The organism is Providencia rettgeri, from assembly GCF_023205015.1.
Taxonomy (GTDB): domain Bacteria; phylum Pseudomonadota; class Gammaproteobacteria; order Enterobacterales; family Enterobacteriaceae; genus Providencia; species Providencia rettgeri_E.
Genome location: NZ_CP096258.1, coordinates 1,697,765 through 1,719,939, shown reverse-complemented (window position 1 = coordinate 1,719,939; position 22,175 = coordinate 1,697,765). Strand labels below are relative to the sequence as shown.

The window sequence follows — 22,175 nt, the reverse complement described above, 5'->3', positions numbered from 1 at the left end:
ATGATGAAGCTATGCAGGTCCTCATCACTCACCATCCTTACTACTTCATTTAACCAATTAACTCAATACGAGCTGGTAAGCCTTGGCGTACCGATGCCCCCGAAACCCAATCTAACCACGTGTTTGCAACTTCACGTGTCGGGTCAGCGAACCCAAGGTCGTTTAAGTTAATTCCTGAGCCATTTGCCGCATTCATTGGCATTGGCTGGCCATCAAGGTAATGCTGCTTCGCCCCCATCTCTGTGTGCCCATAGCCATGCTCAATTGCTAGCACACCCGGCATTACGCCATCAAGCACGCTCACTTGGGCTTCAGCATGGCCACCCGGTGTGGTGATGCGGATCCAATCCCCATGTTTTACCCCCATTCTCGCTGCATCATCAGGGTGGATAGCAACTAGATTGGTCGGTTTCACATGGCGTAAACGTTCAATAACAGTCGTTGAGCTGCTCATGACATGGGATTTAAATGACATCAGTTTCAGCGGCCACTCTTTTTCTGGGAATACCGCATTCACATCATCCCCATTCGCCATACGAGGCGGGTAATACGTCGGGCAACCGCTATAACGTTCACCGGTTATGGCATGGCGATTAACGGCCACCGTTGGGTTCCATATTTGTAGGCCTTTTTTCCACTGAGGGCCTGTTGCATCGCCATCCCATGCTTTTTCATAAGGTGCAAAACGGCCACCGCGTGTGAAAATATAGGCAACACGACGCACTTCTTCCGGTTTTAAAGTCCGCGTAATAGCCGGTAAAATGCGCTCCACGCCACTGATTTGGATATCTTCTGTTGCGGCTTCAGGGACTGGTTTTTCCCCTAACCATGCCATATTGGCAGCCACTCTTAAGTAATAGTCTTCCGCTGTATTGAGTGAATGCATGTTGCCATCCATGTCCTCAATCACGTTATCGCCAAAGCCGGGTAAATTAAGTTCTTTCGCTACAGCGATACAGAAACTTTCCATCGAAACTGGCTGGCCATCCGCAGTTTTCGCTGTACGTGACTCCACAATTGGCCAACGTGCCGTACTGGCTTTAACCTGCACACCAGACCAAGGTGCGCTGAACCCCCAACTCTCGAAGTTATGGGTATCTGGCACAATATAATCGGCTAATGCCGTGGTTTCATTCATAAAGGCATCAATACCAATAATCAACGGTAAATGTTTTGGGTCTTTCAGTTTTTCTTCCATCACCTGACGAATACCAGCAATACCGTATACAGGGTTAGTCATATTGGTGATCCACGCTTTCAGTGCGTAGGGGTATCCCATCAAGGCAGATGCTAGTTGCTCGGTCAGTTGACCTTTAGCAAACGGGTACCAAGGCGCTTTCGCTGGATATGGGTTTTCTCCTGCTGCTTGGCGCGCTTTGAATTCATCGGACTTTTCATACACTTCATTACTGCGCGATAACACCACACCTTTAGGTTTCACTTTACCTTTATAGCTGGCAATTTTATAACGTGGTCCATCGTTTTCCCCGTTGAATTTACCGCCTCCAACAGAGACACCGCCTTTTAAGTTTAAGTTACCAATCAAGGCGTTAAGCATGATAACTGACCATGCGGTGTAGAAACCATTACCGCCCATCATACCGCCATGGGAGATAACCGCAGCTTTTCTATCGTAAGAAGTTAATGCTTTACCGAGTGATTCAATAGTTTTTACTGGAACATGGCAACGCTGGCTGTACTCTTCCAACGTCATACGGTTTGCCGCTTCTTTTAAACACTGGAAGCTGGATTTTACGGTCACTTCACTGCCATCGTGCAAGGTCACTTGGCGTGTCACAAACAGCTCAGCTGTAGGGGCTTCATCCGCCAGTTTTAACTCACCCGCAGCATCTTGCACTAAATAGGCTTTCTCATTGTCACCTTCCCCTGTGATATAAGAAGAAATTAACAATTTGCCAGCTAATGGATGGTTATCATCCGTAATCACTAAATGGGTTGAGTTAGTCCAGCTTTTCTCCCCCGCTGCTTCCATGGATTTTTCACTTGGCACGCTGAGGTATTTTGCATTGTAACGTTCGTTTTCGATGATCCAACGGATCATCCCCATCACTAGCGCGGCATCAGTGCCCGGTTGTACGGGGACCCAGTGACCGTGGTCATTCGCTAAAGTCGTTGTTAATGGTAATGCAGGTGAAACCACCACATAATTAAATGAATCGCGCAAACGCGCTGTCGCTAACTGTCGGCCTTGGCGCTTAAATGGGTTACCTGATTGCGCAGGCGATGTGCCGAGGAATAGCGCGAAACGAACATTATCCCAATCGGGTTTAACGTGGGCATTTTTGTCTAAATCATCCATTAATGCACCGGAACCCGCACGGTAAGCCAGTCCACAATAAGAACCGTGGGCACCGAAGTTTTTACTACCGAAAGCATTTTGGGCAAAGCGGCGGATAAAACCATCACGGCCGTCATCACCTGCGTTGGTCACTAATAATTGGTTCGCTTTTGGCCCCAATTTAGGTTGAGATGGGTCTAAAGGCGTTTCTAAGTCACGAATTGCCCGTAAGCCATCCACATGCCCCTCACCAAATAAATCACCCCCTTCAACCACTTCTTTAATTAGTTGTTCAAAGCTGATGCGCTCCCATTTGCCTTCTCCGCGTTTACCCACACGTTTCATTGGCTCAAGAATACGCAATGGGCTTGTTAAGCCTTCCATTAACGTCGCACCGCGAGCACAGGCAGTAGAGCGGTGCTCAAGGCCTGACTCCCCGCTCATTTTATTAAATGCGGTTTTCAGCGGCATACCATAAGGAAAGTGCTCTTCATGAGAAAGTGGGTGATAAGGGTTCCCCGCGATACGCAACACTTCATTTTTTGCTGTATCGACGCGAGCACGAATACCACACTGAGTCCAACAACCAAAACACTGGGTCATCGCAACCACTTGTTCTGGGTTTTCTTGCCAACCTTTCAGTGCCTGTCCTTCAGGGCGTAACGAGTTACCATTGATGCGATCAAGAGTGACTTTACCTGACGTACCATTAACCAGACCATCGACTGCACGTTTGGCAACATCACGGTAGCTTGCACCAAATAATGCGATACCACCGACAACCAAACCACCTTTAAGCCATTGACGTCTTGAGAATTTAGCCATGTTGCACTCTCCTCGCAAACCAGCGAACACCTTCACGAACAATAATTGTTAACGCAATCCATAAACCGAATGTACCGACGATAGCTAGTAGTCCGTCAGTTCCCAATGGGAAATGGTATGGGTTGGCGATAATGTTATATTTTGGAACCGCCTGAACTTCCATCAGGAAAATCCAACGTAACGTCCAAGCAAAAGCCATTGAAACTAAGGCTAAAACAGTGATATATGGGATGGAGCGAGTCACTTTTAAATTACTGACGGACATCGCAAAAGTGATTACCCACAATGCACAAACGCCCATCAGCATCCACCACCCAGGGCTTGCAGTATCTAACTGTTGGCGTACAGCAATACCTGAGGTGGTATCACCTGAGAGCCATAGCGCAAAACACACAGCGAATAGCAATAATGTCACCACTTGGAAGCGAGCTAAGCGGTTTTGATATTGAGGTTCACGGCGTGCACCTAGACTAATCAAAGCAGGTAAGACTTGCAGAGCACTCAGGAACATCAATACTGGGATCCACCAGCTATACCAAATTGGACGTGCATTTAACACTGAAGCTTCACGGCCGGTATATAACAATAGGCCGATGGCTGAAAGTGCGGCTAGCAAGGCAACCCAACGCGTTGCTTTGAATTCTTTTTTCCAAATCAGTTTCACCACTAATGCAACAAAATATAAACCAATAAATGTGGTGAATAATGGTAGCAACACAGAACCCCACCACATCCAAGACCATATTGTTGGATGTGCGTAGAAATGCCATACCCTTGCGGTTTGATGTAAATCTGCGGTTAATGCTAACGGTGCAGTGATACCCATCGTGATAGCAATAAATACAGCAATCATCTCTAAGCGGCTGTTTTCAGGTTTGTTTCTCCAATGAAGATAGCAAGCGTACAGTACCGCGCAAGACGCAATTCCAATGAAGAAGAAATATTGTACCGCCCAAGGAAGCCAGAAGAACTCTTGTGGCTGAGCCATAATTTCTGAAATATAAGTCACTTGGCCATTCATCAGAACACCTCCTGCCATAATGCGGGCTGCCCTTTGCCTTGCAGCGGCTGCACGAATGCATCATCTAAACCAATATAGAAAACTTGTGGTAAGGTGCCACTTTCCGGTTTGAGTACTTTGATTTCAGCCTCGTGCTCCGTCAGCATTTTACGGATCGTACTGTTAGGGTCTTTTAAATCCCCAATAATACGTGCGCCACCCACACAGGATTCAACACAAGCTGGCAATAAGCCTACTTCTAAGCGATGAGCGCAGAATGTGCATTTATCCGCAGTTTGGGTAGAGTGGTTGATAAAACGCGCATCGTATGGACAGGCTTGCACACAGTAAGCGCAGCCAACACAGCGTTCGTTATCAACGACAACAATGCCGTCCTCCCGCTGGAAAGTCGCTTGAACTGGACACACCGGAACACAAGGCGGGTTATCACAGTGGTTACATAAACGGGGTAACAACACATTAGTGAACCCTTCTTCGCCTTTCACTGCGACTTGATATTGATTCACTGTCGTTCTAAATTGACCTTGTGGCGTTTGGTTTTCAACCGAGCAGCTTACTGTGCATGACTGACAACCGATACAGCGGCGCAAATCAATCAACATTCCATAACGTTTTTCTGGGTTGCCTTCTCGGCGTGTTGGGGAAAAATTGAGCCCGGCTTCTGCAATGGGAATTAATGATGCCCCTGCAGTTACGGCTCCAATTTGTTGTAGAAATTTTCGTTTACTCAGATCCATAATTGGCTCCAGTATTGACATTGCTAATGCGAAAATAAAAGTTATTAATCAATATGTTATTTGTATTACATGCGTTATTGACAATGGGTACAGTCTCGTTAAGATAACCATTGAAATTGTTATTTCTCTTTAAACCCGTTGGGTTACCTTGATAGAACTTGTAGTGCCATTGTAAGAAGAGTGGAGCCACTGCCCTATTGTGGTTTACCACATACCCGTAGCTAAATTGATCTAACGCAACGAATAACTCAAATATGTTAAAAAAATCGTCTAGGCCGTTGTATCACATACTGTTAATCATGCTACTGGCGTGGTCTTTGCCGGCAATTTCGGCCCAATGGACTATTGGGGTATTAGCCTTACGCGGCCCAAGCTCTACTCAATCTCATTGGCAGCCTTTGATTGATACACTCAATGAATCAATTCCTGGGGAGCGTTTTACATTACAGCCCCTCAATTTAGATGAGATGAAAGAGGCGATTTCCAATCGTAAGATTGATTTTTTGCTGACGAACCCTGCCCAATTTATTCAGTTAGATAACCGCTATCATTTACGTTGGTTGCTCTCCCTTCGCTCAGACGTGGAGCCCAACAGCACAACGCGTAATGTTATTGGCAGCTTAATATTAGTTCGTAAAGATAGTGATATTTCAGACGTTAAAAACCTAATAGGCAAAAAAGTCGGAGCAATTTCACCTGATGCTTTTGGTGGCTATTTGTTAGGTTACAAAGTGTTAAGGGATATGGGATACGACGCAGCCAAAGACTTTAAAATGCAATTTTTAGGCTTCCCTGCAGATGCATTATTATACGCTCTGCGTGATGATTCATTATCCGCTGCTATAGTTCCTGTCTGTTTATTAGAAAACATGCATAGCGAAGGGTTGATTGATAAAACACAATTTCGTCCATTAATTCAACATCCAAGCTCTCTCTCTTGTTTAACTAGCACAGAACTGTATCCAAATTGGTCTTTTGCCGCCTTAAGCGAAGTTCCAGACAATTTGGTCGACAAAGTGACCAAAACATTATTATCAACAGATAACGCTGCTATGCGTTGGGGAGCTCCAGCATCGGTGACTCAAGTCGAAACCTTGCTCAGAGACGTTAACCAACATCCACAACAGCGCCAGATTTGGCAGGATATCGTCAGTTGGACGATTCAAAACCAAATCACTATCAGCCTTGTCGCCTTATTTTTCGTTTTACTGGGTATTAACCATGTTTGGATTGCCTTTTTGGTCAGGCGCCGCAGCCGCCAATTAGAAGAAGCACATGACCGCTTACGAGAGCAAGAAGCTAATTTACAAAAGGCGCAGCGGTTAAATATTTTGGGGGAAATGGCTTCTGGATTTGCCCATGAATTGAACCAACCGCTGTCTGCAATCCGCCATTATGCCCAAGGGTGTATTCTACGCCTGACTAAAGAGTCTGAAAGCCATCCATTAATTAGCGCATTAACTAAAATCGACGACCAAGCTCAACGTGGGGCCGACATCATTCGTAACTTACGTCTCTGGGCGGGTAAACCGGGCCATGACCCCGCAGTCGCATTAAGCCCACAATCAGTTAAACAGGCTATTAACCATATTTGGCAATTATTGCGCGCAGACCAGCACTACCCCAATTCGAGGTTAATTTTACCTGAAACCCCTGATATCACCCTGATGTTGCCAGACACATTACTTGAGCAATTGCTCTCCAATTTAATCAGTAACAGTTTACAGGCAGGCGCAACCCTACTGCGTTTTGAGTTTCATTTTTCACAGCAGCATTTTTTACTTGTTCTGCAGGATAATGCGGGAGGAATGCCTTCCGAGCAATTAGAGCAAGGTATCACGCCATTTGCTACGACTAAAAAAGAAGGTTTAGGGTTGGGTTTGGTGATCTGCCAGCGTTTGATCCAAAGCCAAGGTGGGGATATTCGTATCGAAAACAACCTGAGTGATGATGGGTTGCGTGGCTTAATGGTGACTCTTATTTTCAATTATCACAATAAAATCGTGGATTAAGCATGTTTTGCCACGTAATTGATAACATTCATATTAACTATATGTGACAATGGCTTCATTACGATAATCAATGCTCATCATATAAAGCACCCTATTTTGTCACCCTCTACACGACGAGGTATATGTATGCCAGTGATCCATCTCGTGGATGATGACCCCGATGTAACGGATGCCTGCCAATTCTTACTTGAAACATTGGGCTATAGCGTCACTGTTTGGAATGATAGTGAAATATTTATCCAAAATGCAGCACTACACCAAGAGGGGGTGGTGTTATTGGATATGCGAATGCCAAAGTTAGATGGCCGGCAAGTTCACCAATACCTTAGAGAGCAGCAAAGCACATTAGCCGTGATATTTTTGTCTGGCCATGGCGATATCCCAATGGCGGTGGAACAAGTGAAACTCGGTGCTGTCGATTTTCTACAAAAACCTATAGATAGCCAGTTGCTTGCCAAAACATTAAAACAAGCTCAATCACAAACCACCAAAGCCACTGAAAGGTATTTAATTCAGCAGCGCTATGAAACACTCACTCCTCGCGAAAAAGATATCTGTGGTTATGTGTTGCAAGGCTTAATTAACCGTGAAATTGCTGAGGCGGCCTGTGTTTCTGTGCGTACTGTTGAAGTTCATCGGTCCCGAGTCATGGAAAAAATGGCAGTTCGTAACTTAGCTGAGTTAATGAGCACCATGCAGGCAATTAACGCTTTAAACGAATAATTTGATATAGTTTAAGCATGCCTTTTATTAATTTATGACTAATATATTCGGATAACAATGATACTAGCTCCAAAATTTCAAAAACGGTTTCTCCACCCTCGTTACTGGCTAACTTGGCTAGGCATTGGCATATTATATCTTCTTGTATTATTGCCTTATCCTGTCATTTATTGGATGGGAACGCGTTTAGGGTTATTTTCCAAGCGCTTTTTGAAAAAGCGAGTGAAAGTCGCAGAGCGCAATTTGCAATTATGTTTTCCAGACATGAGCGAGCAAGAGCGGCAACGCTGTGTCGACAAAAACTTTGAATCTGTTGGGATGGGCTTATTTGAAACGGGCATGGCTTGGTTTTGGCCTGATTGGCGCGTTCGTCGTTGGGTCAACGTCATTGGGGAAGAAAATGCGGCTGCTGCCCGCCAAACAGGTAGAGGCATTATTGCCCTCGGCGTTCACTTTTTGACCTTGGAAATTGGTGCGCGTGCCTTTGGCATGTTAAACCCGGGGATCGGTGTATATCGCGCCAATGATAATGACCTGCTTGATTGGCTACAAACCCGTGGGCGGTTACGCTCCAACAAATATATGTTGGATCGCAAAGACATGAAAGGCATGGTGCGCGACTTAAAAAATGGGGAAATTTTGTGGTATGCCCCAGATCATGACTACGGCCCTCGCAATAGTACATTTGCACCGTTATTTGCTGTAGAAAATGCGGCTACGACCAATGGTTCACAAATTATTTTGCGTCTTGCTTCTCCTTTAGTGGTGCCCTTTACCCCAAGGCGCTTGCCTAACGGTAAAGGTTATGAATTAATCATTCAACCTGCCATTGATGATTTCCCAATTGAAGATAATGTGGCTACAGCAACCATGATGAACCAAATTATCGAAAAAGAGATCCTCAGAGCACCAGAACAATATATGTGGCTACATCGTCGTTTTAAAACACGTCCTGACGGCGAGCCTTCGCTATACGGGGATTTAGACAAAATCCATCATTAATTATTAACGTAATCAGATAAATTATGGCGTGATTTTTCAACTGTTTTTTATGATGCTTTTCTTGCTGTTTTTCATACTGTTTTCCCTAAATAATCGGGTCTACAGCTAGGCGGCAAAATGAAGATATCCCGAGAAGCATACATAAACATGGGACTTGGAGAGCTGAATGAAGCCAACACTGCTGTAGAACTGAATATAACGAGAAAATTATGACGGGAAAAACAGAGTATTGGAAACGTAACCTATACGTCGTGTGGTTTGGCTGTTTTTTAACAGGCGCCGCCTTTAGCCTGATCATGCCTTTTCTCCCTCTCTATATTGAAGAACTTGGCGTCAAAGACCATGCTTCTCTAAATTTATGGACTGGCGCCGTTTTTAGTATCACTTTCTTATTTTCTGCTATTGCCGCTCCTTTTTGGGGACGATTATCCGATCGCAAGGGTCGAAAATTAATGCTATTGCGATCCGCGCTAGGTATGGCGATTGTCATGGTGTTAATTGGCTTTGCGCAGAATATTTGGCAATTATTAGCCTTAAGAGCCATATTAGGTTTATTGGGCGGTTTTGTTCCTAATGCTAACGCGCTGATTGCCACTCAAGTTCCCGTGAAAAAAAGTGGTTGGGCTATGGGGGTTCTTGCAACTGGTGCGGTCAGTGGCGCTCTTATTGGCCCACTCATTGGCGGTTTTCTTGCTGACCAATATGGCTTACGCCCCGTCTTTTTTATTACCGCAACAGTGCTGTTTATCTGCTTTTTTGTCACACTTTTTTATGTCAGAGAACGCTTTACACCGGTTTCGCGCAAAGATGCATTAACGAGCAAACAAGTTTTTGCCTCTTTACGTAATAAAAATTTAGTCATCAGCCTCTTTTTTACCACCATGATTATTCAAGCTGCAATGGGCTCAATCAACCCTGTCATCACGCTTTATGTACGTGACTTATCCGTTTCCCTCGAAAACTTAGCATTTATCAGTGGTGTGATAGCCTCCATTCCTGGTGTGGCAGCTTTAATCAGTGCGCCCATGTTAGGTAAACTCAGTGACCGAATAGGCCCTGAAAAAGTGTTACTTGCCGTTCTCGGCGCGTCTATTTTTGTGTTATTTCCAATGGGGCTAGTCAGTAGCTATTGGGAGTTAGGCTTTCTCCGGTTTATGCTTGGAGCCCTAAATGCGGCCTTATTACCGGCAGTGCAAACGTTAATTATCTATAATATTTCCCACCAAGTAACCGGACGTATTTTCAGCTATAACCAAGCATTACGAGACGTTGGAAACGTGACAGGACCATTAATGGGTTCTTTTGTCGCCGCAACTTATGGCTTTAGGGCCGTATTCTTTTTCACTGCAGCATTAGTTCTCTTCAACTTAATCTATTCGTGGCTAGTCATCCGGCGTCAATCTGATGGATTGCGAGCCACCCCTACCGACCAATAAACGTCTTGCTATTTTTTATACAAAAACCTGATGGTTTATAGGCTTTATTGTCTCACCTTGCCTAAAATCCAAATATCATAAGTATAATTAGTTGATTTAAAACAACTTAATCGATTCAAAATTCTTTCTTTTATTGTCAACTAAAATCCTGTATCTTCCCCTAGCTTATCGTGAGAAATGAGAGTGATATCGACTTTTCACCTTAAAAATACACCTTTTACAATAAATTCATTCTGTATATGGGTGATTCTATAATAATGTATGTTAAAAATATGTTTCACATATTCATGTTAACATATCAATAACAATTGACACTCGAGCGCACGGCTTGGTGTTTTATATCATGCACAACCTCTCAAGAGAGTATTTATGGGAGTTCACAGATGAATAATTCTGCGACTAAAACAAAAACTTTTTTTGGGCATCCATACCCATTGAGTTCACTTTTCCTCACAGAAATGTGGGAACGTTTCTCTTTTTACGGAGTTAGGCCGTTACTTATCCTATTTATGAGTGCGGCATTATTACAAGGCGGGATGGAATTACCTATTGAGCAAGCTTCCGCTATTGTTGGTATTTTTGCGGGCGGGGTTTATATCACCTCATTACCCGGCGGTTGGTTAGCCGATAACTGGTTAGGCCAACGTCGCGCTGTTTGGTATGGCTCATTAATCATTGCTTTTGGGCATTTGTCTATCGCAATGTCTGCGTTTTTATCAAATACTTTCTTTTTCGTTGGATTATTACTCATCGTATTGGGTACAGGGCTATTTAAAACCTGTATTACCGTGATGGTAGGAACCCTGTATAAGAAAGAAGATACACGTCGTGATGGCGGTTTCTCTCTGTTCTATATGGGAATTAACATGGGGTCATTTATTGCCCCGTTAATTATTGGTCCACTTCATGAAAAGTATGGTTGGCATTTAGGTTTTGGCCTGGGTGGCTTAGGCATGTTAATTGCGCTGTTAATCTTCCGTTTTTACGCCATTCCTCAAATGCGTCGCTATGATAAAGAAGTTGGCCTTGATTCCACTTGGAACCGTCCAACAGTTGAGCGCAAAAACGTGGGGAAATGGGTGACCTTTGCCATGGTGTTATTAGCCATACTGGTTGTCTTGATTGATAATGGTACGATCCCATTTAATGCCTCAATAATCGCGAAAAGCTCTGCTTATGTTATCTCGACCTGTGTGGGCATCTATTTCTTATTTATGTTCTTCCTTGGTGGCTTAACCAGCAGTGAACGTTCTCGATTACTAGCTTGCTTAATTTTACTGGTTGCAGCCGCCTTTTTCTGGTCAGCCTTTGAGCAAAAGCCCACTTCATTTAATATCTTTGCTCGTGACTATACTGACCGTCAAATGGGTAGTTTTGAAATCCCAACCATTTGGTTCCAATCCATCAATGCGCTGTTTATTATATTGTTAGCGCCAGTGTTTAGCTGGTTCTGGCCTTCGCTGGCTAAACGCAATATGAACCCAAGCAGCATGACCAAGTTCGTGATTGGCATCTTATTTGCTGCGGGCGGCTTTGCTATCATGATGGTAGCGGCAAACCAAGTACTTGCAACACAAAGTGGCGTTTCACCTTTCTGGTTAGTTGGCAGTATCTTATTACTGACATTAGGGGAACTGTGCTTAAGCCCTATCGGGTTAGCAACAATGACCTTGCTTGCGCCACAAAAAATGCGCGGCCAAGTGATGGGGTTATGGTTCTGTGCGAGTGCATTGGGTAACCTTGCGGCTGGCATCATGGGTGGTAACATCCGCAAAGACCAATTAGATTCCATGCCTGAGCTCTTCTCTCACGTCTCTATCGCGCTGGTTATCTGCGCCATTGTATTGGCAGCGTTAATAATTCCTGTTAGAAAAATGCTTAAAAATGCAGACAAAAATGAAGCAAATGCTTAATAACGTGCATTAATTGTCCTCTATCCGGTAGCGGCTCGCTCGCTACCGGACTTCTCCTACATGATTAACTACCTAATAATTTGCTTATTATATTTCATAGAATAGGCGCTATACTGCTCTCTCACCGTCCCATAATAACTTTAGGAAATCATTCAATGAGCCTATCCGCCCCTATTTACTATGTTGATGCCTTCACTGATACCCTTTTTCGCGGTAATCCTGCAGCGGTTGTATTACTCGATAACTGGCTACCAGATGAACAGCTCATTGCCATTGCTGCAGAGGTGAATTTATCAGAAACCGCATTTTTAGTCGGCCGTCATATCCGATGGTTCACCCCTAAAGTTGAAGTAAAACTGTGTGGTCATGCAACACTTGCCGCAGCCTTTGTGTTAAATCATGTGCGCCAACAAGATATTCATCCTTTAATATTTAACTCTCTATCTGGTGAGCTAGTTGTGACGCAAAATGGCCCAGGATTTACTCTTGATTTCCCAATACTAGGATCCGTACAAAGCGACCCAAACCAGTACCCGCAACTCGCCGACATCCTTGGCGTTAAAATCAAAGAGCTTTGGATAGCGAAAGACCGTTACCTGTGTTTTCTTGAAAGTGCACAGCACGTTCAAGACTGTCAGCCGGACATGTTAAAACTTTCGCAGCTTTCTCTGCCTGGATTAGCAATTACAGCAGAAAGTGCTAATGGCGACTGTGACTTTGTTTCTCGCTATTTTGCTCCTGCAAAAGGGGTAGATGAAGACCCTGTAACAGGTACCTCACATTGTGCTATCGCACCAATTTGGGCAGACCGGCTGAATAAATTGCAGTTAGTTGGCCAACAAATTTCATCACGCGGAGGGGTAGTTCAATGTGATCTGACCGCTGAACGAATAAAGTTAACAGGTAAAGCCGTCTTATTTCTAACAGGTGAAATCCACATTTAACCTTACGAATCAAATTAGTATAAAAAATCATTTTTTTCTCTGCCTCCTCCTCTATCTAAATACTACTAGCGCTATTATTTTTCTTGAAAATAGTGGCGCCTATTTTATATCCCCAAAAAAAAATATTTAACATTTCATTAAATATTTTAATTTCAAAGCAATTTGGTTTACAATTATAATTATTATTAAAGATATAATTACAATTATAAATATTTCTAATTGAAGCTTTGGTCAATTGTTAGAAACTCATTCGATATAAGGAACTTAATAAGATGGCTATTACTAGAAGAAAATTTTTGATTGGTGGTGGTGTTGTTGCCGTTGCCGCAGGGGCCGGAATTTTAACTCCAATGTTAACGCGTGAAGGCCGTTTCGTGCCTGGCAAACCGCGACATGGTTTTGTGGAAGGAACTGAAGGTTCTCTACCGCAACAAGCTGACGTCGTTGTTATTGGTGCTGGAATTTTGGGGATCATGACTGCAATTGAACTGGTTGGACGCGGTTTAGACGTTGTTATTGTTGAAAAAGGTAATATCGCAGGCGAACAATCATCCCGCTTCTACGGCCAAGTTATCACGTATAAAATGCCAGATGAAACTTTCTTACTACACCACTTAGGGAAACAGCGTTGGAGAGAGATGAACGCGAAAGTCGGTGCAGATACCAGCTATCGTACTCAAGGCCGCGTTGAAGTGCCATTCGATGAAGAAGATCTTGTCAATGTTAGAGAGTGGATTGATACTCGCAGTAAAAACGTCGGTTCAGATATTCCGTTCAAAACACGTATTATCGAAGGTGCTGAGCTCAATCAACGTTTGAATGGTGCACAATCTAAATGGACTATCGCTGGTTTTGAAGAAGACTCTGGTAGCTTAGATGCTGAAATTGCAACCTTTGTCATGGCTGATTACGCGAAAAAATTAGGTATAAAAATTTATACTAACTGTGCAGCTAGAGGCTTAGAAACCCAAGCAGGTGTCATTTCTGATGTCGTCACCGAGAAAGGGGCTATTAAGACTTCGCGTGTTGTTGTCGCTGGTGGCGTATGGTCAAGGCTGTTTATGCAAAACTTAGGTGTTGATGTCCCAACACTACCCGCTTATCAATCTCAACAACTGATCACTGGGTCACCGACTGCACCGGGGGGTAACGTTGCCTTACCTGGCAATATTTTCTTCCGTGAACAAGCTGACGGCACCTACGCAACATCTCCACGTGTAATTGTTGCCCCTGTTGTTAAAGATTCCTTCGTTTATGGTTATAAATACATTCCATTGCTGTCTATGCCTGATTTCCCTGTGCATATTTCATTAAATGAGCAGTTAATTAATTCATTTACTGAACCAACCAGCTGGAAATTGGACGAAATTTCACCATTCGAAAAACACCGAAATATGACGGCACTGCCTGATTTACCTGAGTTGAATGCATCATTTGAGAAACTAAAAACTGAATTCCCTGCATTTAAGGATTCTAAACTCATTGACCAATGGAGTGGTGCAATGGCCATCGCACCAGATGAGCATCCAATTATTTCTCAAGTTAATGAATATCCGGGTCTTGTCATTAATACCGCGACAGGTTGGGGAATGACTGAAAGCCCAGTTTCTTCTGAACTTACCGCTGACTTGTTACTGGGTAAAGAGCCATCATTAAATGTTAAACCATTTAGCCTGTACAGATTCAGCTAAATTGGCTTGAAATATTTACCCACAAAAACCCTTCATATTGAAGGGTTTTTTATTACTTATAGTGGCTTTATTTTTCATCATTCGAGACTTAAATCAAATTAAGTAGTTATGAGCAAATGACTATTGGCAATTGCTATTTCACTATTAAGTACTACGGTTTCCGCTGAAAAAGTTATACCGTAAAGCAATTAAAGGACATGATTGCTGGTAACAATGCAAAAACAATTCGCATAAGTGCCGAATATTTAGATAACTAGCTCTGCTTTTATTGCTATTGCTGGGAAATAAAAGATTCATAGTCTAATTCTCAAGCTGTAATCTCCCTCCACTTGACTAAATACGGATATCTAAAAAACTTTTCCAACTGGAACGATTCACGTCACATTTATTGCTGAATTAATTTGAAAGGAGTATTACACTTAGCCTCTAACATTATTGCTTTTAACAATTACTAACATACTAAGTAACACTTGTAAGGTAGACCATGAGTTCCATCGCTGACGATGTCATCGCACAAAAAATAGAGCAATCCATTTCTCGCGTCTCTAAAGTCGTATTTCCAACGACAACTAACCATCATAGTACCCTGTTCGGTGGTACAGCCCTAGCTTGGATGGATGAGGTTTCATTTATTACCGCAACGCGTTTTAGCCGTAAGCGTTTAGTGACCGTATCAACTGAAAAAATTAATTTCACCCATCCAATCCCTTCAGGCACTATTGTTGAGTTGGTAGGTAAAGTCATTCGAGTCGGAAGAACCAGTTTAACGGTTAATGTATCCATTTTTTTAGAGGATATGTATTCTGATGGTCGTGAAGAAGTGATACATGGCCAATTTAATTTTGTCGCCATTGATGACAATGGCAAACCTACCCCACTATTTGATTAATATAAAGTTTTAATGAGTTAAAATAGCAAGAAACACATTAATGGACACAGCGATGGACACATTATTTTCTTGTATCGTTGTATAATTAGAATGGCAATGTTATGACATTGGATGTGATGAGAAGCCGCTTTTTACAGCGGCTTTATTTTTGGTGGGAGTTAAGGTTTTTCTGGCCAATCAATATTTGGTGCGAGTGAGGTATCAACACGGTTTAACAAAACACGGTATGTTTTCCACGCTGTTAATTTTGCTTGGTAATCGTCATTATCAAGACCGACTTCAATGGCATCTTGTAAATACGTGATAGTGGCATTCGCTTCCTCTAATCGCTGCGCCTTTTCCTGCTCGGCTTGTGCAACCAATACCGCTTTTTGAGCTTCAGTATCTGTTACCCATTTTTTGCCGCTCCACTTATCAAATTCTGTTTTCGGCTCTAAAAGAGTTAGCGTATCGGGTAAATCACCAATAAAATCAATTTCAATCGGTTGGCGGGTTTCCGTACTGTAAGCCGTTTTCCCTCGGTTATCTGTCACAATTTCCCACTTAGAATCATCTTCACTGCGTATAACCGCGAAACCGGCTTTTGTCGGTAATTCTGGCGCATCAATATAAGCGCCAGCAGACACACTTACATCAAAATAAATATTCTCCATGCTGGCGTTTAAATATTCACGCGTTTGCGGGTCTGCAATATAGACTTTAATCCAACCCGCTTTTGTTGCTAAACCATTCTCACCAATTTCGGCCTGTTCAATATCTAAATTATAGTTTTTCATTATGCTGCTCTCACAATATATAAAAATGCAATGTTGCGCGGACGTGTTTCAGTTCCGCCTTCAAGGTTCATCGCGTCTTTTGAAATTCCTCTACGGCTACCGTTACCTCGACCAAAATAGGCAGTACCAGAGCCTGAATCCTCACCAATTACCGAGTGGTTATGTGCTCTAAATGCATCTCCTTGAGCCGATAGAACTGCACGACCTGAATCAACACCTCGCCCCGCATCTAGACCTCGAAGGAACTCTCCTCGTAAATCAGGTAAAATTCCTGTTGGGTATGCTTTTGCTAAAAGTGGATAGGTTGTTTTATTAAATGACTGTCCATTGCAGACTAAAAAACCTGCTGGAGCGGTAGCCTGAGGCCATGGAATAGGAGCGCCCACAGGATAATCACTTAGTTCATCAGAAGAACTAGAAACTTTTAAATTACCGTTTCTGTCTGTTACTGCGTTTGCGGTTGAATATAATGAATATCTAGTTATCACTCCGGCAATACTTGCATAATGCTGTACTAAGTTGCCTTTGCCACTAAAAAAAAGCCCGTATTGTCTAGTTGCATCGTAAGGTATTGAGATTCCAGAACCCCACGTAGTAAAAGTATTAGTATCATCATTATTTCCTCCCCCTTGCCTGAACATCTGCGCAGGGATGCCAGATACCAACTCGTTACCCTTCACAATAGGGGACACTTTAGAACCTATCCCATAATCGCCAACTAACATTGTAATGCCCGTACGATTTGGGATGCGAACGGAGTTTTTTGCTGTACCAGCGCTATCACGATTAACAATAGTTATCATGTTTGCAGCATCCGATACATTAGCTTGCAGTGTCGTTAACGCACCACTTGCACCCACTAAATTTAAGTATGGATAATCATCGTTCGCCTTAATACCGAGCCGCCCCAGTATTTCACCATTTGTTTTATTCACTTTCTCATTTAGCCCGCTGTTAAGCGATGCGTTGGTTGCGTAGTCGTCCGCAGGGGCATAATTTCCTTTAGGTTGATATCTGCCGTCTGATTCAATTTTTGAATAGCTGTACCCAAGCGCGGCAAGTTTACCAATCTCAGTCGTAAACAAATTCAGACTAGGGACTTTGTCGTTATCGTTGCCTTTCTGGCCTGAAATGCTCGCTTTGTCGATTTTTTTATTAAGTTCTAAATTCATTGCAGCGGTAGTAACATACCCTACCCCTGAAATGGTTTGCTTAATCGCTGCAACTAAGCGGGTTTTAATACTGGCAACATCACCGTTATCAAGCAAATCTTTATTGTCCGAATCAACAATAAATTGAGCTAATGCGCTAGACATAACAGACGACTGTCGCCAGACTGTATTAAGCTCTTTTGATTTGGCCACGCCGCTAATAAAGCCATTAAAACGAGCCGCGAGCCGTTCGTACTCCTGATTTGAAAGCACGTTTGCCCCTTCGGCTATACCGAAAGGTAGAAATTCATTCTTAGCCATAAGACCTCTTAAAGTGGAACCGCAAAGCCGCCTATATCAAAGCCGGCTATGTAGTTATTGGATATGTCGAATCCAAACATGGGGGATTTAGGAACAGAATTGATGTAATAATGATTAACTTGAACACCTTCGGGCTTAACACCGAGATAGCCTTGCTTAACAATCGCCTTAGTAACGTTATCGACATAAGAGCCTGTAATAAATACATCCATGCTCATATCTAAGTTATCGATAAAAAATAATTTGGTATCTTTATCAGGAAGAAGTGAATCATAAATATCCATCAATGATTCAGTTGTGCCATCCCAATGATTAGCCTTAATTTTAACTCTAATTATGGTTCGGTACGTTTCATCATCTAATTCAGTAAACCCACTATCAGAGTCGAAAGCACGTTGCCAAAAGCCCTCATCAAGACCGACTCCGTCACTATCTAATGCAAAATACACCCCTGCAATTGGCGTCTGTATATATCGGGATATACCAACCCACTCACCAATGATATCTAGCTGAACGCCGACAGCATCATCCAACGAGAAATAATTATTTAATTGATGAGCAAAACTGGCTGTTTCAGCTAGGGATTTAGTAATTAAATTGATGTGATTGCAAAATTTATTGGCGGTTCGGTGTTGAGAGGTGATCAGCTTGAGATAATCTCTCATGTTGTCACTATCTCCACATATTCAATGTTGCTAGTCGCGAACTGGTGATATTTCAGGGTAATGTTATCTTCAGCGACACCACCAGCTGACAACCCTATTTCGAGTTTTGAAATATAAAAGGTGCCACCTTCTGGATCTGACTGCAGGTTAGCGGGTGAAAATAGCTTAGTACGATAAATATCAGTGCCAATCTCAAGGTTATTTAAGTATTCAGCCACTGCCTTTTTAATTTTATCGCCAACTAATGTTGTGTATCCCTCAAAAGCCTCAAGTGTTATTTTAACAAATATAGGCACACTTTCAGGTCGACTAAAGCGAATGGGTAACGTCACGCCATAGTGATTTGTCACAATAGTTTCTATATTTCCAAACGTACCTGTTCCGGGCGTTTTCTTTAGTGCAATAACCTCAGCGATTGTTCTTGCATCGCCGCCATCCACAATCAATGCAATAGAGTGAGGGGAAATACCTCTACTATCTGTCAAACTTGTATCATTCTCAAATGCCGCTAATCTAGCAACTCCGACTATTTGGCTCACTGAACCAATCACACCATCGAGTACAGTTCGCGAAGGCAAGGCAACAGACTTACTACGACGAATACGCAAGTCGCCATCGGTTTCCACTTTTCGACCAGGAGTTGCTGTTGCGATATTAGTGACTGATTGCCAGCCCCGGGTTGGCGTACCAATTTGATTAACCTCCCCCGGTAACGCAATAATAGCCCCTGCCTTTTGACTAATCGCTGTCACGGTAACATCACCATGTGTACCTATCACGACTGATTCGGGAAGTGACCAAATATTGCCTGATACGTCTTTTACTGTCCCATTACTAATCACTGTACCAACCTGACCTGTAATTAACACATCAACCGTTGAATTTGATTGAGGGTTACGTGATAACCCATTAATGGCCACATTATTTGATAGCGCTTGTCCTGTAGACGTTGACGGGCTAAATGAGTTATAGGCCGTTACCGCTGCATTATTCGCATCCTGAATTGCCAGCGCATAGATTGCTAACATCTGGCCATCTTTACTATCAGGCTCGAGATAAACATCATTACCGTATATTTGCCGAAACAACTCTTGAAGCCGTTGAAGTATGGTTGGGTAATCGGGTGAGGTGATCCCTTTTTCCGTTATCACAGGCGCAAGCCCAACCGTTTCGATATTTAACATTAGCCCTCGCTTTTAATACTCGTTGTGCCGTACAAAGTTTCTATCATTGCTGTGATGGTTACCTTTCGTGTTGATGTATTAAGATCAACACCAAAATCGAGAATTTTCACCACTCCCTGCGTACCTTGAATGATTTCTTTTATCGAGAGCGCATAACCTTGAGCAACGTGCTTCCCTAAACCCTTTTGAGCATGGGGTGTACCAATGCGATCATCAAGAAACCATTCCTCTAACCATAGTTTCAGGCGGCTTTTTACCGCTTGAGCAACCGTTTCTGGGGTGTTAATAAGGAATTGGTTTGAACCGAAGGTATAGTCTCCATCATCTTCTTTGCGATATTGCATTACTTAGGCTCTCCTGTATTGCCACCACCAGTTTGAACACCGCCATGCTTGTGTTTAGTTAAGCTTATGCCGCCAGCCGTAACATCATTTTTCACAGTAACAGGTCCATTCATTTTGGCTTCACCGCCACTCTCTCCCATACCTTGTGATAAATTGCCGTTAATTGTGACATTACCGTTTAACACAATTTCTGGTGAGTTGATTTCGGTACCACCTTTTGCAGTTGCTGTTAATTTGGCTTGGGTAATAACGGTCACATCTTTACTTCCCGTATTAATAGCAACATACGCACTACCGTCATCACTTCGTAGTTGAACTTCAGAGGTACTAATTCCACTAATTTTTTGCGCTTGTGATTGAGGGCCGACTAATGCAAACCCATCCGATAAATTATGTTTCCGAGGATCTACCGCTTCCTGCACCCCACCACTTTGCCACCAATAATCAATGCAACGGTCAGCGAATATGACTAAGCACTCATCGCCCGCTTTAATTGGAAAGGTTAATGTTGCGCCACCTCCTCGAGGGAAAATAACAGGTACATCCACCAGCAAAGGAAGTGGAACTGTTTTATCAATGCCATCGTCATTAATTCGCCACTTAATGGCCGGTTGCGCTTCAATCGTCACCGCATCAGCGTTGAATGACTGTACAATGCAAGGCAGAGCAACAAATAATCCCGACATCACGCTTTCTTTCATCAATAAAAAAGGCGCTTCTGGGCGCCCTATTCGTTCATCATTGGTGATCATTCTTCTGCCGCCATTGCTTGTATTGCCGATGGGCTTAGCTTAGTTTCAACAGAACGTGCTATACAAATTAACTCCTGGTACCACGTATTGCCTCGCGTATCACCGTAATAGCTCACATTGATAACTTTATATTCACCATCAATATCAAGTGGTGAAGGCTGTTCTGTTGTGCCACTGTGACTACCATATAACCCGATTTCTTTATTTGATAAGCCAGCTAGATTGATGCCTGAATTATCCAATTGGATTAATGTTCCGGGCTTGATGTTCGGGTTTATCATGCAGGTCACATTGATACCGCCACCAATAGTTTGCTCCGGAGTTCCAACAAGACCAGTCTCATAATTCAATATGATTTCATTGATGTAATTAGACTTTGGTACAACTTCAAGGCTATTGCTGGAATAACGCCAATCCGCGTCGTTCTGCACCGCAAAACGAGTCATTTCATCACGGTGCATGCCAAATAGAACTTTACCCCGTGGCGCCACGGTATCAGTGAACTCCCCTCGCATACCCGCCAGCACACCGTATTTTTCAACACTCTTCATCAGTGCCTTATCAATCGTGTCCTGTGTGTATCCGCTAGCAATTGTGGTAGACACTATCGCGTTATTATATGCCTGATCGCTTTCCGCTGACTGAATGACTACATAGGTATCTGTCACATTGTCACGACCAGAATAGGTATATTGGATCTGGCCAGAAAATATTTGGCTACTGTTATCTTGATAACCAGCAACTATCACTATTTGCTTAAATTCGTACTGACGCAGTTTGTTTTCAGTTTCTTTATTTAAATTAAAAACTTTAACAATCGCCGTTGTTGGATAAGCGAAATTAGGTCGAGTGATATTAAATGTAACCCTTAGCTCAGATAAATCGATGCCTTCGCCTTTTTCGTCAGCAACAATGACCTGACACTCACGGATCCAGTTTTTAGACATACAAGCTCCAATTATAGGCATTAAAAAAGCCGCTCTAGGCGGCTATTAGTGATAAATTAGCTATCAAGGGTCTGCGGGAGCTCCTGTTTCATGGTTGCGTACCATGTAGCAATTATCTAACAAGATACTTAGTTCATTTCCTTTATTTTTATTTTGTATTCCTATCATCACACCAAAATCAGTATTTAATGTATACACAACCATAAGCTCATTTGTGCGATAACCATAATTAGTTACATTAGAGCCTTTATCAACAAGACGTAGCTTAGGAATATCAATATTTTTCCCATTATTTAAATTAACGAAAAGTATTTTATCCTGACCGTCATTTTCGACATTTACACTTGCGCTTCCTATTACCTTGTCACTATAACTTTTTGTATCCATAACATCTTTAGGTAGGGGTAATATTTGACACTCATACACTCCCTGATAAGACATTAAATTGAAGTTTTCATCTCGATACAGTCCATTAAATTTAGTTGACGACGTTGCCAATAAAGGTACAAACATCAAGCCTAATATCGTTTTTTTTAACATTAA

The 22,175-nt window shown here is 42.8% G+C and carries 19 protein-coding genes; 8 read left to right on the top strand and 11 right to left on the bottom strand.

Annotation, left to right across the window (positions count from 1 at the left end):
- Positions 1 to 49 precede the first annotated feature (49 nt).
- The 3 genes from ttrA to ttrB are packed head-to-tail and all read right to left on the bottom strand — an operon-like array spanning position 50 to position 4,882.
- Complete coding sequence (gene ttrA / locus M0M83_RS07800) at positions 50 to 3,124, bottom strand: tetrathionate reductase subunit TtrA (RefSeq protein WP_213914104.1); 3,075 nt, start codon at positions 3,122 to 3,124, stop codon at positions 50 to 52.
- Positions 3,117 to 4,163 (bottom strand): tetrathionate reductase subunit TtrC, encoded by a 1,047-nt coding sequence (gene ttrC / locus M0M83_RS07795; protein ID WP_125890770.1) that lies wholly within the window; start codon positions 4,161 to 4,163, stop codon positions 3,117 to 3,119. Before ttrC ends, ttrA begins: the two co-directional genes overlap by 8 nt.
- Positions 4,145 to 4,882 (bottom strand): tetrathionate reductase subunit TtrB, encoded by a 738-nt coding sequence (gene ttrB, locus M0M83_RS07790; protein ID WP_036957869.1) that lies wholly within the window; start codon positions 4,880 to 4,882, stop codon positions 4,145 to 4,147. Before ttrB ends, ttrC begins: the two co-directional genes overlap by 19 nt.
- Positions 4,883 to 5,136: 254 nt before the next feature.
- On the opposite strand from ttrB, the gene ttrS reads away from it, so the two are divergent.
- The 8 genes from ttrS to M0M83_RS07750 all read left to right on the top strand — a co-directional run bounded on the left by ttrS (position 5,137) and on the right by M0M83_RS07750 (position 15,492).
- A complete protein-coding gene (ttrS, locus tag M0M83_RS07785) occupies positions 5,137 to 6,894 on the top strand; it encodes a tetrathionate respiration histidine kinase TtrS (protein WP_248468132.1) in 1,758 nt (585 codons plus the stop codon).
- A 126-nt stretch (positions 6,895 to 7,020) separates the two neighbouring features.
- On the top strand, positions 7,021 to 7,617 hold the full coding sequence (gene ttrR / locus M0M83_RS07780) for a tetrathionate respiration response regulator TtrR (RefSeq protein WP_248468131.1): 597 nt from the start codon (positions 7,021 to 7,023) through the stop codon (positions 7,615 to 7,617).
- A 57-nt stretch (positions 7,618 to 7,674) separates the two neighbouring features.
- Entirely contained in the window at positions 7,675 to 8,619 is a 945-nt protein-coding gene (locus tag M0M83_RS07775) for a Kdo(2)-lipid IV(A) acyltransferase (RefSeq protein WP_248468130.1), read from the top strand.
- A gap of 209 nt (positions 8,620 to 8,828) precedes the next feature.
- A complete protein-coding gene (gene mdtG, locus M0M83_RS07770) occupies positions 8,829 to 10,055 on the top strand; it encodes a multidrug efflux MFS transporter MdtG (protein ID WP_125890766.1) in 1,227 nt (408 codons plus the stop codon).
- 383 nt (positions 10,056 to 10,438) lie between these two features.
- On the top strand, positions 10,439 to 11,968 hold the full coding sequence (locus tag M0M83_RS07765; RefSeq protein ID WP_102139547.1) for a peptide MFS transporter: 1,530 nt from the start codon (positions 10,439 to 10,441) through the stop codon (positions 11,966 to 11,968).
- 155 nt (positions 11,969 to 12,123) lie between these two features.
- Positions 12,124 to 12,912 carry a PhzF family phenazine biosynthesis protein gene (locus M0M83_RS07760; protein ID WP_248468129.1) on the top strand — a complete coding sequence of 263 codons (789 nt, stop codon included), beginning with the start codon at positions 12,124 to 12,126 and terminating at the stop codon, positions 12,910 to 12,912.
- Between the two features lie 272 nt (positions 12,913 to 13,184).
- Entirely contained in the window at positions 13,185 to 14,603 is a 1,419-nt protein-coding gene (locus M0M83_RS07755) for an NAD(P)/FAD-dependent oxidoreductase (RefSeq protein ID WP_125890763.1), read from the top strand.
- A gap of 484 nt (positions 14,604 to 15,087) precedes the next feature.
- Positions 15,088 to 15,492 (top strand): acyl-CoA thioesterase, encoded by a 405-nt coding sequence (locus M0M83_RS07750; protein WP_248468127.1) that lies wholly within the window; start codon positions 15,088 to 15,090, stop codon positions 15,490 to 15,492.
- Between the two features lie 158 nt (positions 15,493 to 15,650).
- Here the strand turns inward: M0M83_RS07750 and M0M83_RS07745 are convergent, their stop codons facing one another.
- From M0M83_RS07745 to M0M83_RS07710, 8 genes are all read right to left on the bottom strand, one after another.
- Positions 15,651 to 16,268 carry a tail fiber assembly protein gene (locus M0M83_RS07745; protein WP_248468125.1) on the bottom strand — a complete coding sequence of 206 codons (618 nt, stop codon included), beginning with the start codon at positions 16,266 to 16,268 and terminating at the stop codon, positions 15,651 to 15,653.
- On the bottom strand, positions 16,268 to 17,740 hold the full coding sequence (locus M0M83_RS07740; RefSeq protein ID WP_248468123.1) for a phage tail protein: 1,473 nt from the start codon (positions 17,738 to 17,740) through the stop codon (positions 16,268 to 16,270). The genes M0M83_RS07745 and M0M83_RS07740 overlap by 1 nt, the downstream gene beginning before the upstream one ends.
- Before the next feature lie 8 nt (positions 17,741 to 17,748).
- Positions 17,749 to 18,405, bottom strand: coding sequence for a DUF2612 domain-containing protein (locus tag M0M83_RS07735; protein ID WP_248468121.1), 657 nt, complete (start codon positions 18,403 to 18,405; stop codon positions 17,749 to 17,751).
- Entirely contained in the window at positions 18,402 to 19,589 is a 1,188-nt protein-coding gene (locus M0M83_RS07730; protein ID WP_248468119.1) for a baseplate J/gp47 family protein, read from the bottom strand. The genes M0M83_RS07735 and M0M83_RS07730 overlap by 4 nt, the downstream gene beginning before the upstream one ends.
- The gene (locus tag M0M83_RS07725) at positions 19,589 to 19,933 is read right to left on the bottom strand and encodes a hypothetical protein (protein ID WP_154633299.1); all 345 of its coding nucleotides are present in this window, start codon (positions 19,931 to 19,933) and stop codon (positions 19,589 to 19,591) included. The genes M0M83_RS07730 and M0M83_RS07725 overlap by 1 nt, the downstream gene beginning before the upstream one ends.
- Positions 19,933 to 20,685, bottom strand: coding sequence for a Gp138 family membrane-puncturing spike protein (locus M0M83_RS07720; protein ID WP_248468117.1), 753 nt, complete (start codon positions 20,683 to 20,685; stop codon positions 19,933 to 19,935). The genes M0M83_RS07725 and M0M83_RS07720 overlap by 1 nt, the downstream gene beginning before the upstream one ends.
- Complete coding sequence (locus M0M83_RS07715; protein ID WP_248468115.1) at positions 20,682 to 21,632, bottom strand: phage protein; 951 nt, start codon at positions 21,630 to 21,632, stop codon at positions 20,682 to 20,684. The genes M0M83_RS07720 and M0M83_RS07715 overlap by 4 nt, the downstream gene beginning before the upstream one ends.
- 63 nt (positions 21,633 to 21,695) lie before the next feature.
- Positions 21,696 to 22,172 carry a hypothetical protein gene (locus M0M83_RS07710; RefSeq protein WP_248468113.1) on the bottom strand — a complete coding sequence of 159 codons (477 nt, stop codon included), beginning with the start codon at positions 22,170 to 22,172 and terminating at the stop codon, positions 21,696 to 21,698.
- Positions 22,173 to 22,175: the final 3 nt, after the last annotated feature.

Bases quoted from the DNA above. Each gene is read 5' to 3' on its own strand.
- M0M83_RS07765 (WP_102139547.1), top strand. From the start codon at position 10,439: ATGAATAATTCTGCGACTAAAACAAAAACTTTTTTTGGGCATCCATAC.
- ttrR (WP_248468131.1), top strand. From the start codon at position 7,021: ATGCCAGTGATCCATCTCGTGGATGATGACCCCGATGTAACGGATGCC.
- M0M83_RS07750 (WP_248468127.1), top strand. From the start codon at position 15,088: ATGAGTTCCATCGCTGACGATGTCATCGCACAAAAAATAGAGCAATCC.
- ttrA (WP_213914104.1), bottom strand. From the start codon at position 3,124: ATGGCTAAATTCTCAAGACGTCAATGGCTTAAAGGTGGTTTGGTTGTC.
- M0M83_RS07720 (WP_248468117.1), bottom strand. From the start codon at position 20,685: ATGATCACCAATGATGAACGAATAGGGCGCCCAGAAGCGCCTTTTTTA.
- M0M83_RS07740 (WP_248468123.1), bottom strand. From the start codon at position 17,740: ATGGCTAAGAATGAATTTCTACCTTTCGGTATAGCCGAAGGGGCAAAC.
- ttrB (WP_036957869.1), bottom strand. From the start codon at position 4,882: ATGGATCTGAGTAAACGAAAATTTCTACAACAAATTGGAGCCGTAACT.
- mdtG (WP_125890766.1), top strand. From the start codon at position 8,829: ATGACGGGAAAAACAGAGTATTGGAAACGTAACCTATACGTCGTGTGG.
- ttrC (WP_125890770.1), bottom strand. From the start codon at position 4,163: ATGGCAGGAGGTGTTCTGATGAATGGCCAAGTGACTTATATTTCAGAA.
- M0M83_RS07735 (WP_248468121.1), bottom strand. From the start codon at position 18,405: ATGAGAGATTATCTCAAGCTGATCACCTCTCAACACCGAACCGCCAAT.
- M0M83_RS07775 (WP_248468130.1), top strand. From the start codon at position 7,675: ATGATACTAGCTCCAAAATTTCAAAAACGGTTTCTCCACCCTCGTTAC.
- M0M83_RS07725 (WP_154633299.1), bottom strand. From the start codon at position 19,933: ATGCAATATCGCAAAGAAGATGATGGAGACTATACCTTCGGTTCAAAC.
- M0M83_RS07760 (WP_248468129.1), top strand. From the start codon at position 12,124: ATGAGCCTATCCGCCCCTATTTACTATGTTGATGCCTTCACTGATACC.
- M0M83_RS07715 (WP_248468115.1), bottom strand. From the start codon at position 21,632: ATGTCTAAAAACTGGATCCGTGAGTGTCAGGTCATTGTTGCTGACGAA.
- M0M83_RS07755 (WP_125890763.1), top strand. From the start codon at position 13,185: ATGGCTATTACTAGAAGAAAATTTTTGATTGGTGGTGGTGTTGTTGCC.
- ttrS (WP_248468132.1), top strand. From the start codon at position 5,137: ATGTTAAAAAAATCGTCTAGGCCGTTGTATCACATACTGTTAATCATG.
- M0M83_RS07745 (WP_248468125.1), bottom strand. From the start codon at position 16,268: ATGAAAAACTATAATTTAGATATTGAACAGGCCGAAATTGGTGAGAAT.
- M0M83_RS07730 (WP_248468119.1), bottom strand. From the start codon at position 19,589: ATGTTAAATATCGAAACGGTTGGGCTTGCGCCTGTGATAACGGAAAAA.
- M0M83_RS07710 (WP_248468113.1), bottom strand. From the start codon at position 22,172: ATGTTAAAAAAAACGATATTAGGCTTGATGTTTGTACCTTTATTGGCA.